The organism is Streptomyces oryzae (assembly GCF_017676365.1).
Taxonomy (GTDB): Bacteria; Actinomycetota; Actinomycetes; order Streptomycetales; family Streptomycetaceae; genus Streptomyces; species Streptomyces oryzae.
In genome coordinates, this window is the sequence record NZ_JADKMA010000018.1 from 22,497 (window position 1) to 37,080 (window position 14,584).

The 14,584-nt window shown below is 71.1% G+C and carries 13 protein-coding genes; 9 read left to right on the plus strand and 4 right to left on the minus strand.

From position 1 onward, the window contains the following. Nucleotides 1-48: 48 nt before the first annotated feature. The 3 genes from ITI46_RS05915 to ITI46_RS05925 all read left to right on the plus strand — a co-directional run bounded on the left by ITI46_RS05915 (nucleotide 49) and on the right by ITI46_RS05925 (nucleotide 3,783). Nucleotides 49-483 carry an FMN-binding protein gene (locus ITI46_RS05915; RefSeq protein WP_209238319.1) on the plus strand — a complete coding sequence of 145 codons (435 nt, stop codon included), beginning with the start codon at nucleotides 49-51 and terminating at the stop codon, nucleotides 481-483. Then, nucleotides 476-1,261, plus strand: a complete 786-nt coding sequence (locus ITI46_RS05920; protein ID WP_247745531.1) for an FAD:protein FMN transferase — start codon at nucleotides 476-478, stop codon at nucleotides 1,259-1,261. Before ITI46_RS05915 ends, ITI46_RS05920 begins: the two co-directional genes overlap by 8 nt. Nucleotides 1,262-1,362: 101 nt before the next feature. Next, on the plus strand, nucleotides 1,363-3,783 hold the full coding sequence (locus tag ITI46_RS05925) for a glycoside hydrolase family 65 protein (RefSeq protein ID WP_209238320.1): 2,421 nt from the start codon (nucleotides 1,363-1,365) through the stop codon (nucleotides 3,781-3,783). A gap of 41 nt (nucleotides 3,784-3,824) precedes the next feature. Here the strand turns inward: ITI46_RS05925 and ITI46_RS05930 are convergent, their stop codons facing one another. Further along, nucleotides 3,825-4,748, minus strand: a complete 924-nt coding sequence (locus ITI46_RS05930) for a universal stress protein (protein ID WP_209238321.1) — start codon at nucleotides 4,746-4,748, stop codon at nucleotides 3,825-3,827. A 185-nt stretch (nucleotides 4,749-4,933) separates the two neighbouring features. Between ITI46_RS05930 and ITI46_RS05935 the strand changes: the two genes are divergently transcribed. Next, the gene (locus ITI46_RS05935) at nucleotides 4,934-5,809 is read left to right on the plus strand and encodes a universal stress protein (protein ID WP_209238322.1); all 876 of its coding nucleotides are present in this window, start codon (nucleotides 4,934-4,936) and stop codon (nucleotides 5,807-5,809) included. Between the two features lie 7 nt (nucleotides 5,810-5,816). Here ITI46_RS05935 and ITI46_RS05940 read toward each other — a convergent pair whose 3' ends face one another. The 3 genes from ITI46_RS05940 to ITI46_RS05950 form a co-directional block, all read right to left on the minus strand. Continuing rightward, nucleotides 5,817-8,528 carry a cation-translocating P-type ATPase gene (locus ITI46_RS05940; RefSeq protein ID WP_209238323.1) on the minus strand — a complete coding sequence of 904 codons (2,712 nt, stop codon included), beginning with the start codon at nucleotides 8,526-8,528 and terminating at the stop codon, nucleotides 5,817-5,819. 115 nt (nucleotides 8,529-8,643) lie between these two features. After that, nucleotides 8,644-9,048, minus strand: a complete 405-nt coding sequence (locus ITI46_RS05945; protein ID WP_209238324.1) for a DUF302 domain-containing protein — start codon at nucleotides 9,046-9,048, stop codon at nucleotides 8,644-8,646. 116 nt (nucleotides 9,049-9,164) lie between these two features. After that, complete coding sequence (locus ITI46_RS05950) at nucleotides 9,165-9,725, minus strand: hydrogenase maturation protease (RefSeq protein WP_307808072.1); 561 nt, start codon at nucleotides 9,723-9,725, stop codon at nucleotides 9,165-9,167. A 172-nt stretch (nucleotides 9,726-9,897) separates the two neighbouring features. Here ITI46_RS05950 and ITI46_RS05955 point away from each other — a divergent pair, with 172 nt between their 5' ends. The 5 genes from ITI46_RS05955 to ITI46_RS05975 are packed head-to-tail and all read left to right on the plus strand — an operon-like array spanning nucleotide 9,898 to nucleotide 14,506. After that, on the plus strand, nucleotides 9,898-11,055 hold the full coding sequence (locus ITI46_RS05955) for a 4Fe-4S dicluster domain-containing protein (RefSeq protein ID WP_209238326.1): 1,158 nt from the start codon (nucleotides 9,898-9,900) through the stop codon (nucleotides 11,053-11,055). Next, nucleotides 11,052-11,534, plus strand: coding sequence for a cyclic nucleotide-binding domain-containing protein (locus ITI46_RS05960; protein WP_307808073.1), 483 nt, complete (start codon nucleotides 11,052-11,054; stop codon nucleotides 11,532-11,534). The genes ITI46_RS05955 and ITI46_RS05960 overlap by 4 nt, the downstream gene beginning before the upstream one ends. Next, complete coding sequence (locus tag ITI46_RS05965; RefSeq protein WP_209238327.1) at nucleotides 11,531-12,367, plus strand: FAD/NAD(P)-binding protein; 837 nt, start codon at nucleotides 11,531-11,533, stop codon at nucleotides 12,365-12,367. The genes ITI46_RS05960 and ITI46_RS05965 overlap by 4 nt, the downstream gene beginning before the upstream one ends. Nucleotide 12,368: 1 nt before the next feature. After that, entirely contained in the window at nucleotides 12,369-13,163 is a 795-nt protein-coding gene (locus tag ITI46_RS05970; RefSeq protein ID WP_209238328.1) for an NADH-quinone oxidoreductase subunit B family protein, read from the plus strand. Next, nucleotides 13,160-14,506, plus strand: a complete 1,347-nt coding sequence (locus tag ITI46_RS05975) for a Ni/Fe hydrogenase subunit alpha (RefSeq protein WP_209238329.1) — start codon at nucleotides 13,160-13,162, stop codon at nucleotides 14,504-14,506. Before ITI46_RS05970 ends, ITI46_RS05975 begins: the two co-directional genes overlap by 4 nt. Nucleotides 14,507-14,584 lie beyond the last annotated feature (78 nt).

Genomic DNA, 14,584 nt, shown 5'->3' on the forward strand with positions numbered 1-14,584 from the left:
CATCCCTGCAGCCATTGCCGCATCCCTACAGCCATCGAGGAGAGCGCCGTGCGTCGAGCCGCGGTCACCGCCTTCAGCACCGTTGCCGGTGTCGTCATGCTGCTGTCGTTCAAGCCGCATCACAGCGACTCGCCCGCTGCCACCGCACCCTCTGCGACGGGCGGCACGGGATCCCCCAGCGCTTCCGCGAGCACGGGCGGCAGCCGCACCGGCTCCTACACCGGCTCCGTCATCAACACCCGCTACGGGCCCGTCCAGGTCGAGGCGACGCTGAAGGGCGGCCGGCTGACAGCGGTCAAGGTCCTGCGCGTGCCCTCGGAAAACAGCCGTGATCAGGAGATCGCCAGGGACGCGGTACCACGTCTCACCCAGGAGGCGCTGCACGCACAGAGCGCACAGATAGACGCCGTCTCCGGTGCCACGTACACCAGCGACGGCTATGTCCGCTCCCTCCAGAGCGCACTGGACCGGGCCCATGGCTGAGACCCGGCGGACGTGCCCCCCGGCCGAGGCCGCGCCCAGGACCGGTCTGCGCCATGTGGAACACGTGATGGGCACGGTGTTCTCCTTCGACATCCGCGATCCACGGACCCCGGCCGTCACAGGTGCCCTGCGTGCGGCCGTCGGCTGGCTCCATCACGTCGACGCCCTCTTCTCGACGTACCGGCCCGAGAGCGCCATCAGCCGCCTGGCCTGCGACGCCACCACCCTGGACCGGGAGCCGGAGGTGGTCGCCACGGTGCTGCGTCTGTGTGAGGAGGCCGAGCGGCGCACCCGCGGCTGTTTCACTGCCCACCCCGGTGGCCGCCTCGATCCCTCCGGGCTGGTCAAGGGGTGGGCCGTCGAAGGGGCCACCCGCATTCTCCGTGACGCAGGTGTCCGGAACGTCTGTGTGAACGGTGGCGGCGACATCCAGCTCACCGGGGAGGCCGCGCCCGGCCGGCCGTGGCGTGTCGGCATCGCGGATCCTTGCCGCCCGGGCCAGGTGCTCACCACCGTCGAAGGCCGGGACCTCGCGGTCGCCACCTCCGGCACGGCGGAACGCGGCCACCACATCATCGACCCCCGCACCGGTGCCCCTGCGACGGGGCTTCTGTCGGCCACCGTGACAGGCCCCCATCTGACCTGGGCCGACGTCTACGCCACCGCAGCGGTTGTGCTCGGCACCGCAGCACGCCAGTGGATCAGCGGCATCGACGGCTACCGACTGGTGGCGGTTGCGCAGGACGGGGTGGTCCCGGGCCTGCCGCCCGGCGGCTGAGTGCCGCCGGGCGATGGAACACGGCTGTGTCGTCGTCCTCGTGCGGCGGTGGGCGGGTAGCTTCTGCCCGTGAACGCCACCGCGGTACCGAGAGTTTCCCGATGAGCACCGAATGGTCGTGGGTGTACGAAGGGTACGACCCGGCTGAGGAACGCCTGCGCGAAGCGCTGTGCACGCTGGGGAACGGATACTTCGCCACCCGTGGAGCTGCGCCGGAGGCCGAGGCGGACGACCACCACTACCCCGGCACCTATGCGGCGGGCTGCTACGACCGGCTGCGATCGGTGGTGGCGGGGCATCAGGTGGAGAACGAGGACATGGTCAACCTCCCGAACTGGTTGCCGCTGCGCTTCCGGATCAGTGAGAGAAGCGGAAGCGGCCCTGCCGCGGACTGGTGGTCGCCGGACCAGCCCGGCCTCCTGAAGTACCGGCAGTCTCTCGACCTGAAAGCGGGCAGCCTGGCGAGAGATCTCCTTTGGGAGGACGCGGCCGGGCGCCGGCTGCGGGTCGGCCAGCAGCGTCTCGTGCACATGGGTCAGCCGCACCTCGCTGCTCTGCGCACGACGTTCACCGCCGAGAACTGGTCCGGGGCGCTGGACGTCGAGGCGGAACTGGACGCCACTGTCACCAACAGCGGTGTGGCACGGTACCGGGAGTTGTCGGGGCACCATCTGACGTCGCTCGAGGCAGGCGAAGCCGCGGATGACGTCGTATGGGTGCGGTGCCGTACGAGGAATTCGTGCATCACGGTGGCACAGGCGGCGCGGCTGCGGTGCTCGGCGGGGGAGGGGAGTCTGATGCGGCCCGGCCCGCGGTCCGAAGGCCGCGCCCTGCAGTGTCTGACGCTGCCCCTGCGCTCCGGCGTGAGCGTTCACGTGGACAAGACGGTGGCGATGTTCATGTCAGGCGACCGGGGTATCAGCGACCCGCTCAGCGCCGCCACCGAGGCGGCGAGCCGAGCTCCGGGCTTTCCGGAGCTCGTGGTCTCCCACCACCGGGCGTGGCGGCACCTGTGGCAGCGGGCGCATCTGGACGTGCCGGGCATCACGGGGCGCATCCTGCGGCTCCATCTCTTCCACATCCTCCAGACCCTCTCCCCGCACACCGCCGGTCTCGACGTCGGTGTACCGGCCCGAGGGCTGCACGGAGAGGCTTACCGGGGGCATGTCTTCTGGGACGAGCTGTTCGTTCTCCCCTACTTCAACCTGCACTTTCCCGAGGTCTCCAAGGCACTGCTCAACTACCGCCACCGCAGGCTGCCCGCGGCACGGCGCAACGCCGCCGAGGCCGGGCACACCGGTGCCATGTTTCCGTGGCAGAGCGGCAGTGATGGCCGCGAAGAAACCCAGACGCTGCATCTCAACCCCCGCTCCCATCGCTGGCTGCCCGACAGGTCGAGGCTGCAGCACCACGTCGGCTCGGCGATTGCGTACAACGTCTGGCGCTACGCCGAAACGACCGGGGACCGGGAGTTCCTCCACACCAATGGCGCGGAGATGCTGCTGGAGATCGCCAGGTTCTGGTCCGGGCTGGCCGAGTACGATCCCGCGCACGAGCGGTACCGCATCCGGGGGGTGATGGGCCCGGACGAATACCACGAGGCGTATCCCGACTCCGAACGTCCTGGGGTCGATGACAACGCCTACACCAATGTGACGGCTTCCTGGGTGCTCACCCGGGCCCTGGAACTCGTCGGCCGGCTTCCGCACCCGCGGAGAGATCACCTCTTCGCGGACATGGCGCTCACCGACGAAGAACTGGCGCGCTGGGAGGACGTTTCCCGGCGCTTGCGGATTCCCTTCCACCGCGGCGTCATCGACCAGTTCGACGGCTATCACTTGCTGGCCGAGCTGGACTGGGAGCGCTATCGCGCCCGCTACGGGGAGATTCGCCGGCTGGACCGTCTCCTGGAGGCCGAGGGCGATACAGTCAACCGCTATCAGGTCTCCAAGCAGGCCGATGTCCTGATGCTCGGATACCTGTTCTCGCCGGCGGAGCTGGCAGCGGTCTTCCACCGGCTGGGGTACCGCCTCGACGACGAGACCTGGGACCGCACGGTCGACTTCTACCTCCCCCGAACCAGTCACGGCTCCACGCTCAGTGGCCTGGTGCACGGCTGGCTGCTCTCGCGCGAACGTCGCCCGGACGCGTGGCATTACATGCAGGAGGCGCTGCTGGGGGATGTCGCCGACGTCCAGGGAGGGACGACGCCCGAAGGCATTCACCTGGGGGCCATGGGCGGCACTCTCGACCTCGTGCAGCGAGGGCTGGCCGGGCTGGAAGTCCGGGACGACACACTCCATGTCGACCCGGCGCCCATCCCGGAGCTGTGCACCTACGGCTTCGCGGTCCGTTTCCGCGAGCACTGGGGCGTGAGCGTCCAGATGCGCGGTGACATCTTGAAAGTGAGCCTCCCGCTGTCGGAGCGATCGCCGCTGCGCTTCTCCGTACGCGGGCGTGCCGTGACCGTACCTCCGGGTGAGACCTGCACCATCAGCCTCGGGGGGCCCGCCGGAAACTGAGGCGGGAGGTTCCCTGCACAGTGCCCGGTCCCGGCCTTCCTTCAGACAGCAGGCCGCGCGAGGAGTTGCCCACCGGAGTCCGGGACATCACTCCCGCCGCGGACCACAACCACCGAGCAGTGCGCGTGATGGAGAACCGCGGTGCTGACCGAGCCCAGACGGAGGCCGGCGAAGCCGCCTTTGCCTCTGCTCCCGACCACGAGGAGCCGGGCCGAACGGCTTGCCTCGATCAGCGCCTGCCGCGCCCGCTCCCGTACCGTCCGACGCTCGACCGTGACCCCGGGGTAGCGCTCGCCCCACCCGGACAGCAGCTCTGCCAGCAGTCGCTCCTCACCCGCTCGGAGCTCCCCGGGAGCCTTCGCGTACCTCAGTTCGGGATCCTCCGGGGGCACGGGCGGTACGCGCCACTCCGACCAGGCGTGCAGAGCCACGAGAGGCTCCCCGCACGCGGCGGCCTCGGCGAAGGCGAAAGCCGTCGCGGCCTCTGCGGCGGGCGAGCCGTCGATGCCCACAACGATGGGCGCGGCGGGCACCGGGGTAGCGCGGACCACCATCACGGGCCCCGCGGCATGCGTCGTCAGATGCCTGGAGACGGAACCGAGCAGGCCACTGGCGATGCCGCTGCTCCCGCTGCTGCCGACGACGGTCATCAGCGCGTCCCGGGACAGTTCTGCGAGCACCTGGCGCGGGTCGCCCATCGCCAGCGTGGTGCTGATCTCGACCTCCGGTGCGACAGCCCGCGCGGCGGACTCGGCCTCGGCCAGCACGCGCTCCCCGCCCTCCCGCAGGGCCTTCTCCCCGGCTTCGTCCAGTACGGAGGCGATTCCCGGAGGCGGCACCAGGCTGACGGCGTAGACGATCCGCAACTGCGCAGCGTGGCACGCTGCTTCCCGGGCGGCCTGTTCCACTGCGGCCCCGGCCGGGGGTGAACCGTCCGTGCCTACGACTGTCTGCGGCAGCTGCACGGGAATCTCCCGCCCTCGCTCTTGCGTCACGTCCGTCCGTTCTTCGTACGGTCGCGCACCGCGGGACCCTCGGCAACCGGAGGCCGGATGCGCTCGCGTGGCCGGAAGCACCCATCGGTGATCCCCTGAGAGGGGAGGCGGGAGGCCGATTGCCCGTAGACAGCGCCAGAGGGAGACGTTGCCCGGTGAACGCGGTGGTGGTCGGGGTCGACGGTTCCGACGAGAGCCTGAGAGCTGCCCGCTGGGCGGCTGCGGAGGCCGCCTGGCGCGGTATCCGGCTGCACATCGTCACGGCGGTGGGCCGGCGAAGGACGCCCGACCTCGGCACCGGCACCGGCACCGGCACCGAGCGTGGCCGGACGGCGCCCTGGCCGGAGCAGAACCTCCGGGCGGCGGCCGAGGCCGCGACCGAAGTCTCGCCGGGGCTGGGCATCGACGAGGACGTGCTCGGCGAGAGTCCGGTGCGGGCGCTGCTGCACGCGGCCGAGGGCGCACCCGTACTCGCCATCGGGTCCCGGGCGCTGGGACCGGTCACGGGGTTCTTCCTGGGCTCGGTCGGGCTGTCGGTCATCGCCCACGCCACCATGCCGGTCGTTGCGGTGCGGCACCCCGACGCCAGGAGCCAGGGCGCTGCGGCACCCGTCGTTGTGGGCGTGGACCTGACGCACGCTTACGCTCCGCTCGTGGACTTCGCCTTCGGGACGGCGGACCGCCGCGGAGCGGTCCTCCGTGTCGCCCACGCGTGGAGCGTGCAGGCCCTCTACTCGTATCCGTCCGCGTTGCCGGACCCGGCCGTCCTGGTCCGCGCGGGAGACCGTGCCGAGGCCGAGCTGGACCGGGCGCTGGAACCTTGGCGGCGCCGCTTTCCGCACGTCGGAGTGGAAACCGAGCCGGCCATGGGGGCCAGTGCCCCGTTTCTCGTCGAGAGCAGCAAGGGCGCGAGCCTGCTCGTGGTGGGCCGTCGGCTGCGCGGCCATCCGTTTCCCACCCGGATCGGTCCGGTCACCCATGCGGCCCTGCATCACGCCGCGTGCCCGGTCGCCGTCGTGCCGCACGAATAGGCCGGCCTCAGGCCGCTTTACGACGCCGTCGCAGCGAACGCCGCAGTTCGTCGGTGCCCCAGACCAGCACGGGGAACGTCAGCAGCAGCGCCACGACGTCCCAGGGCAACGGGGCGGTTCCGAAGACGCTCTGGAAGGGTGGCGCCCAGACCAGCACGGCCGTGAAGACGAGTTCGAAGCCGATGCCCGCCAGCAGCAGGGGATTGGTCGTCAGTCCGACCTCGCGCAACGACGCCCGGTCGGTCCGGGCCGCCATCGCGGTGCCGACCTGGCACATGACGATGCCTGCGAACGTGGCAGTGGTGGCGGTGAGGTAATCCTGGTGCATGGCGCTGCCCGCGGAGGTGGAGGTGCCGGGTGTCCAGCCGGCACGCCACAGTACGTAGAAGTAGGCCCCCATCACGAGCACGGTGGAGACCAGCCCGAGAGAGGCCCATGCCCGGATCAGCATGTCCTTGGTGATCACCCCGGAGCCGTGCCCGGGACGCCGGGGAGGTCGTGTCATCAGTCCGGGTTCGGCTGGTTCCCGGCCCAGTGCCAGGGCGGGCAGCGTCTCGGTGCCCAGGTCGATCGCGAGGATCTGCAAGACAGTCAGGGGCAGCGGGATCGCGCCGCCACTGAGCGCGTACACCAGGAACGGCACGATCTCCGGGACGGCGTGCGCGAAGATGTAGAGGATGAATTTGCGGACGTTGTCGTAGACCCGGCGTCCGGACTCCACGGCCTTGACGATGGTGGCGAAGTTGTCGTCCGTGAGGACCATCGTGGAGGCTTCTCTGGCCACGTCCGTGCCGGACAGTCCCATGGCGACGCCGATGTGTGCCCGGTGCAGTGCCGGTGCGTCGTTGACCCCGTCACCGGTCATCGCAACGATCTGGCCCTGGTCCCGCAGGGCGTCCGCCACCCGCAGTTTCGTCTCCGGAGAGGCCCGGGCGAACACCACTTCACCGGGCGCGGCGAGCAGTTCGTCCAGCCGCTGTTCGCTGACCGACTCGGCATCCGCGAGCACGCTCAGTCCGGGATCACCGATACCCACCTCCCGAGCCACCGCGGCGGCGGTGCTGCCGTTGTCGCCCGTGACAACGTGCACCCGCAGCCCGGCGTCGTGACAGCGGCGTACCGCATCGGCGACCTCGGGACGTGGCGGATCGTGGAGTCCGACGAGACCCAGCAGCTCCAGGTCACACTCGACGTCCTCCCGCCGCGACGGCAGGCCGTCGGCCTCCAGCGTCCGTGTCGCGACGGCGAGAACGCGCAGCCCGTCGTGCGCCATCGCGTCGACGGCCTCGCGCGCCGCCGTGGTGTCCGCTCCGCCGGCGAGCCGGGGCAGCACCGCTTCCGGAGCGCCCTTGACGCTGACCGTCGGTTCGCCCTGCAGTTCGCTGACGACCGACATCGTCCGCAGCCGGGGGTCGAAGCGGAACAGGGCTCGTCTGCGCAGGTCCCGGGCGTCGAGGTCCACGGCCTGACCCAGGTGCGCGGCCCCCTCGACCAGCGCGACCTCTGTGGGATCGCCGGCAAGCTCCCCGCTCTCCGAGCGGCTGACTGTCGTGCACTCGGACATCGCTTGCGCGAGTCTGACGACGTCTTTCCCCTGGCGCTGTCCCTCTTCCCTCTGGTTCTGGCCCTCGGCGCTGTGTTCCCCACCGGTGGGCGTCCACACGGACCGCAGACGCATGCGGTTGCGGGTCAGGGTGCCGGTCTTGTCGGTGCAGATCACATGCGTCGAGCCCAGCGTCTCGACCGCGCTGAGGCGTTTGACGACCGCTCCCTGCCGCGCCAGCAGCCGCACCCCCATGGCCAGCGCGAGCGTGATGGTCGGGAGCAGCCCTTCGGGGACGTTCGCCACCAGCAGCCCGATCGCGAACGTCAGGGCGTCCTTCAACGGAAGGCCCGATGCTGCCCCGATGACGAGAAGGACGGCTCCCATTCCGACAGCGACTGCCGCGATCAACCAGGCCACCCGCTTGACCTGGCGTTCCAGCGGACTGCCCTCGCGTCGGGTGCGCTGGCTGAGCGCAGCGATACGGCCCAGTTCGGTGTGCCGGCCGGTTGCGAAGACGACGGCTTTGGCCTGTCCCTCCACGCAAGCGGTGCCACTGAAGGCCAGATTCGGTTCGCGCAGAGTGGGAGCACCGGCCACGGTCCGGGTCGCTGCCCGCTCCACGGGTGCGGACTCGCCCGTCAGCATCGACAGGTCGATCTCCACCGCACCTTCCACCAGCCGCACGTCGGCCGGGACCTTGTCGCCTTCTTCCAGGACGATCAGGTCGCCGGGAACGAGTTGAGTCGCCTCCACGGTCTGCTCCTGGCCGTCGCGTACCACCCGTGAATGCGCGGGGAGGAAGGTGGCCAGCGCCTCGACCGCGCGTTCCGCCTGGCGCTCCTGGAGCAGCGCGAACCCGGCATTCAGGAGGATGACGGCGACGATCGCCATCCCCAGCACGCTCGTCCCGGCCACGAAGGCCAGCCCTCCGGCCCCCCACAGCAACAGGGCGAGCGGGTGCACCAGCTGGCGCCCCAGTTCGCGCCGCAGCCGGCCTCGTTGCTCCCTGCGGACCTCGTTGGGACCGTATACGGCCGCCCGCCGCTCCGCCTCCCGGCGGGACAGCCCCTGCGGCCCGGTCCTGAGATCCTGCCGCAGACGGGCCAGCGGCTCACGCGGGTCGACCTCCACGGGGAGCGCTGACTCCTCCGACTCCGGCGTGGCTGGCTGCATGACGGTGCTCCGGTGGCTGGTCCGCTACCTGATCAGGCCGACTTCAAGCGCGCCGGTCCCGGTGGGGTCGGGAATGGTCGTACGCCGGGGAGTCGTCGTACGCGCCGGGGAGCCGTCAGCTCGGCGATGTGGTGCGCAGGGTGTCGAGGGCTGATTGGATGCGGGCGGCGGCTTCTTCTGCGATCGGCTGCATCTCGGTGCGTTCGGGCACGGCGACCATGACGTCGGGGTCGAGGGCCTGTACCACGGTCTTGCCGTTCTCGGCCGTGCGGACCACGACGTTGCACGGGAGCAGCAGGCCGACTTCTCGTTCGACGTCCAGGGCACGGTGGGCCAGCTGGGGGTTGCAGGCGCCCAGGATCACGTAGTTCTCCATGGTGTGGCCCAGCTTTTCCCGGAGGGTGGCGGTCACGTCGATCTCGGTGAGGGTGCCGAAGCCCTGTTCCATGAAGGCTTCTTTCACTTTCGGGACCGCCTGCTCGTAGGGCAGGTCGAGGGTGATGGTGCGGGCGTAGTCCATCTCTGTGGCTCTCCCTACTGTCGCCGCCGGTCCGCGGCGCGTGAGTCGCCTGTTTCCAGAGGAGCAGAGCACGGGGGCTCCTGCCACGTGTACCCGCCCGATCGGGGGGCACCCGCTCAGACGCCGCCGTGGTCCGCACTGAGACACGTGGATGCCGATTCGCCATCGCGGCCGGGACGCGCGCGGAACCGTGGGTCGCAAAGTTCCTCTACGACCCGTTCGGTCAACGGTCCGACTGCCTCGGCGATCCGGGGCGTCAGTCCGGTGCCGAAGCCGGTGTCCGCAGCCTCGACGCCGTAGACCACCAGGCGCCGGGGGAGCCGGTCCAGGGCGTGGGCGAGCCGCAGTGCGTCGCCGAGGCCGAGGCCGTGCGAGCTTGCGTCGGCGGCAGGGGGCAGCACGAGGCCGTCGGCTTCCAGACGGTGCACCCGCCCCGGAGCCGGCGGTGAGTTCCGGGCGGCGTCGACCACGACGCCCAGGTCTGCGCTCTCCCAGAGGGCGAGCAGCCGGGCGGGCTCCCCGTCGCTCACGTGCAGCCCCACGGACGCGGACAGCGTGCCCTCCTCGACCTGGCGCGTGAGGCGGGTGATCACAGCCGGGCCGACGCCGTCGTCGCGGCGGTGGATGTTGCCGATCCCGATGACGACGATGCGCGAGGAGACGTGCGGAGGGCTCACTCCGTCCTTCCTACCGCGGCACGCGGAGCGAGTGGCGCCACTCGCGTGCGGCCACCGTACGGAGGGACGACAGACGTCCGTCTGGGCCCATCCCCGTGGTCGGTGGGTCCGGGAGGCCGGGGTCGCGCTTGATACTGGCCGCGTCCCAGCCCCCCGCACCGGGAGATGAGCGATGACTGTCGGCACACCGGCGAGCACGGTGCTCGACAAGGACGGGCTGGACGCGCTCATCGCGCTGCTGGCCGGAGACGGGCGCACGGTGATCGGGCCGACCGTGCGCGACCAGGCCATCGTGCTGGCCGAGATCACGAGCGGCGCCGAGCTGCCGTACGGGTGGGGGGTGGAGCTGGAGGCCGGGCACTACCGGCTGCGGTCCCGAACCGACGGGGCGGCCTTCGCGCACAGCGCGGGCCCTCAGTCGTGGAAGACGTACCTGCATCCGCAGCGCGAGCGCCAGTGGACCGCCGACCTCACGGCGGACGGCGACATGGAGGTCAGGGAAGAGACGAGCCAGCCGCCGGCGTACGCGTTCATCGGGGTGCGGCCCTGTGACCTGCGGGCGATCGCCATCCAGGACCGGGTGCTCGGCGGTGGCCCGCACGCCGACACGCGGTACGCGGCCCGTCGTCGGCAGGCGTTCGTGGTGGCGGTTGAGTGCACCGAGCCGGGTGCCACCTGCTTCTGTGTGTCCATGGGGACCGGACCGGCCGTCGGCCCCGGCTACGATCTGGCCCTCACCGAGGTGGTCGACGGCGGTGGCCATCGCTTTCTGGCCCGGGCGGGCAGCGCTGAGGGCGAGGAAGTGCTCTCCCGGTTGCCGCACGTACCGGCCGACGAGGAGACCGCGGGCACGGCCCGCAGGCTGGTCGAGGAAGCAGCGGGGCGGATGGGGCGCACGATGCCCGAGGTGGACTTGCGGGCCCTCATGCAGGAGACGCTGGACGCCGACCGCTGGAACGACGTCACCGCGCGCTGCCTGACCTGCGGCAACTGCACCATGGCCTGCCCCACGTGCTTCTGCACCAGCGTGGAGGACGTCACCGATCTGACCGGTGAGCACGCGGAGCGGTGGCGGCGGTGGGAGTCCTGTTTCGACGTGGACTTCACCCACCTGTCCGCCGGCCCGGTCCGGGCGTCGCCGCTCAGCCGCTACCGGCAGTGGCTCACCCACAAGGTCGGCACCTGGCACGACCAGTTCGACAGCACGGGGTGCGTGGGCTGCGGCCGGTGCATCGTGTGGTGCCCGGTCGGTATCGACATCACCGAGGAGGCCCACGCGCTCAACGCCGAGCGGGCAGCGGCCAGGGGCGCAGGGGAGGTGTCGCGGTGACGGCCGGGCGGCGCGACTTCCTCGAAGCCCTGCCCCCGGTGCACCGCGGCTGGCTGCTCGGCTTCGCGCACGAGGTCACCCTGCCGGCGGAGACCCGGATCTTCGGCGAGGACGACGTCGCCGACCGGTTCTGGGTCCTGCGCAGCGGCCTGGTCGCGCTGGATGTGCACATCCCCGGACGCGGTCCTGTGGTTGTGGAGACCGTCGCGGACGGTGAACTGCTGGGCTGGTCCTGGCTCTTCGAGCCGTACCGCTGGCACCTGGGGGCCCGCACCCGCAGTGCGGTGCACGCCTGGGAGTTCGACGCCGCCCGGGTACGCGCGGCGATGGAGGACCAGCCGGCCGCCGGTCTCGCGCTCTTCCGCACCATCGCCGACCAGGTGATCGGAGAGCGACTGCGCTCTGCCCGTACCCGACTGCTGGACCTGTACGGAAACGACAAGAGCCACGAATCCGGCGTCCGGGGCGCGGTCGGATGACGGTCCTGGCGCCCGATGCCCGGCCCGCGCTGCCACCGTCGCCCTACCGGGTGGTGGACCGCGGACGCGAGACCTCCGACACGGCGACGATCGTGCTGGAGCCGGTGCGTTCTGCCTTGCCGCCCTTTTCTCCTGGGCAGTTCGCCATGGTGTTCGGCTTCGGCGTCGGAGACATCCCGCTGTCGGTGTCCCGTATCGAGGGGGACCGGCTGACCCACACCGTGCGCTCCGTCGGCGCGATCTCCACCAGGCTGGCGAGCCTGGAGCCCGGCGCCCCGGTCGGTGTGCGCGGCCCCTTCGGCACGGGCTGGGACCTGTCCGCCGCGGCCGGTCTCGACCTGCTGATCGTCGCGGGGGGCCTCGGCCTGGCCCCGCTGCGTACGCTGATCACCGCGGCGCTCAGGGCACCGGAGCGGTACGGGCGGCTGAACGTCCTGGTCGGCGCACGGAGCCCCGGCGACCTGCTCTACGCGGGCCAGCCGGAACGGTGGCGGAACGCCGGCGCTCGCGTCCTGGTCACCGTGGACCGGCCCGACGACACATGGCGCGGCGACGTAGGAGTGGTGACCGGGCTGCTCAACCGGGCCGGCTTCGACCCCGACCGGACGGTGGCGTTCCTGTGCGGTCCGGAGGTGATGATGCGCGCCACCGCTCGTGATCTGGCGCGCCGGGGCATCGCGCCCGACCGGATCCAGCTCTCCCTGGAGCGCACCATGCACTGCGGCACCGGACACTGCGGCCACTGCCAGCTCGGCCCTCTGCTGCTGTGCAGGGACGGACCGGTGGTTCGCTGGGATCGCGCCGAACCGCTGCTCGCCGTAAGGGAGTTGTGAGATGAGCGACGAGGAGCCGGAGGACGCGCGGCCCCGGCTGGCGGTCTGGAAGTTCGCCTCCTGCGACGGCTGCCAGCTGACGCTGCTCGACTGCGAGGACGACCTGCTGGCGCTGTCGGGGAAGGTGGAGGTGGCGTTCTTCCACGAAGCCGTCACCGCGCCGGACGAAGGCACGTACGACGTGTCGTTGGTCGACGGCTCGATCACCACCCCCGAGGACGCCGAACGGGTGCAGCACGTGCGCGCGGTCTCCCGGCGTCTGGTGACCCTCGGCGCGTGCGCGACGGCGGGCGGCATCCAGGCACTGCGCAACTACGCGGACGTGGCCGAGTTCCGCGCGGCCGTCTACGCCCGCGACGAATACATCGACACCCTCGCCACCTCCACCCCGATCAGCGCCCATGTGCCGGTCGACTTCGAGCTGCGCGGCTGCCCGATCGACCGCGGGCAGCTGCTGGAGGTCATCACCGCCTACCTCGCGGGGCGCACCCCTGACACTCCCGCGCACAGCGTGTGCTTCGAGTGCAAACGGCGCGGCACCCCCTGCATCGTCGTCGCCCGCGGCATCCCCTGCCTGGGGCCGGTCACGCACGCCGGGTGCGGGGCGCTGTGCCCTGCCTACGGACGCGGCTGCTACGGCTGCTTCGGCCCTTCGTACTCCACCAAATTCCCCGCCTTCATCCCGCTGCTGCGCCGCGACGGCATGACGACCCTGGACATCGTGCGCGTACTGCGCACCTTCAACACGGCCGCACCGGAGTTCGACGCCGCATCACGGCAGGAGGAACTCGGATGAGCGCGGACACCGAAAGAGAACTTCCCCTGGGCGCGCTCACCCGCGTCGAGGGGCAGGGCACCCTGCGGCTGCGGCTGCGCGGCGACCGGATCGTGGACAGCAGACTGTCCGTCTACGAACCGCCGCGCTTCTTCGAGGCATTCCTGCGCGGACGCTCCTACACCGAACCGCCCGACATCACCTCCCGGGTGTGCGGCATCTGTCCGGTCGCCTACCAGATGAGCGCCTGCCGCGCGCTGGAGGACGCCTGCGGCGTCACCGTCGGCGGACAGCTGGCGGCCCTGCGCAGACTGCTTTACTGCGGGGAGTGGATCGAGAGCCAGACCCTGCACATCTACCTGCTGCACGCGCCCGATTTCTTCGGCTGCTCCGACATCGTCGAACTCGCCCGGCTCAGCACGGCGGACGTCGAGCGCGGCCTGCGCCTCAAGCAGGCGGGCAACGCCATCGTCGAGCTGCTCGGCGGACGCTCCATCCACCCGGTCAACGTCCGCCTCGGCGGCTTCCACCGCGTGCCAGCGCGCACCGAGCTCCGCCCCCTGCGGGAGCGCCTGCGCCGCGCCCGGGACGACGCGGAGGCGACGGTGCGATGGGTGGCCGGCTTCGACTTCCCCGACGCCACCAGCGACCACGACTTCTTCGCTCTCGCCGAACCCGGCACATACGCCATCGAGTCCGGCACCCCCACTGTGCTGCCCGCACCCGGCGCGGAAACGCAGGCCCCGCGCACCTTCCCGCTGAGCGCCTTCAGCGAGCATGTCGTCGAGCACCAGGTGCCCTACTCCACAGCCCTTCAGGCCCGGCTGGACGGGCGCCGCCACCTGGCGGGCTCACTCGCCCGCTTCGCCATCAGCGGCCGCTGGCTGCCACCCGAGATCCGCGAACTGGCGCGCGAGGCGGCGCTCGGCGACCCGGCTGGGGGAGCGGTGTGCCGCAACCCCTTCCGGAGCATCGTGGTGCGCGCCCTCGAAGTGCTCTACGCGGTCCAGGAAGCGCTCCGCGTCATCGACGAGTACGAACCACCGCCCGCATCCCACGTCGACGTCCCCGCTCGTGCGGGCACCGGCCACGGCGCCACCGAAGCGCCACGCGGCCTGCTCTACCACCGCTACACCCTCGACGCCGACGGCACCGTCACCGACGCCGTGCTCGTCCCTCCCACGTCCCAGAACCAGGGCGCGATCGAAGAGGACGTACGGCGCGTGCTGGAAGCGCGTCTCACGGCCGGCCGTGCTTCCGACGAAGAGCTCGCCGCCCTGAGCGAGCGCGCTGTCCGCAACCACGACCCCTGCATCTCCTGCTCCGCCCACTTCCTGCGCCTCTCGGTGACGCGCGAGGAGTGATTGTGCGGTGTCACGCAGTAGGGGAGTGCGCCCTCCAGTTGTGAAGGCGCCCCCTTTCGCGCGGTTCTCACCCGCTAC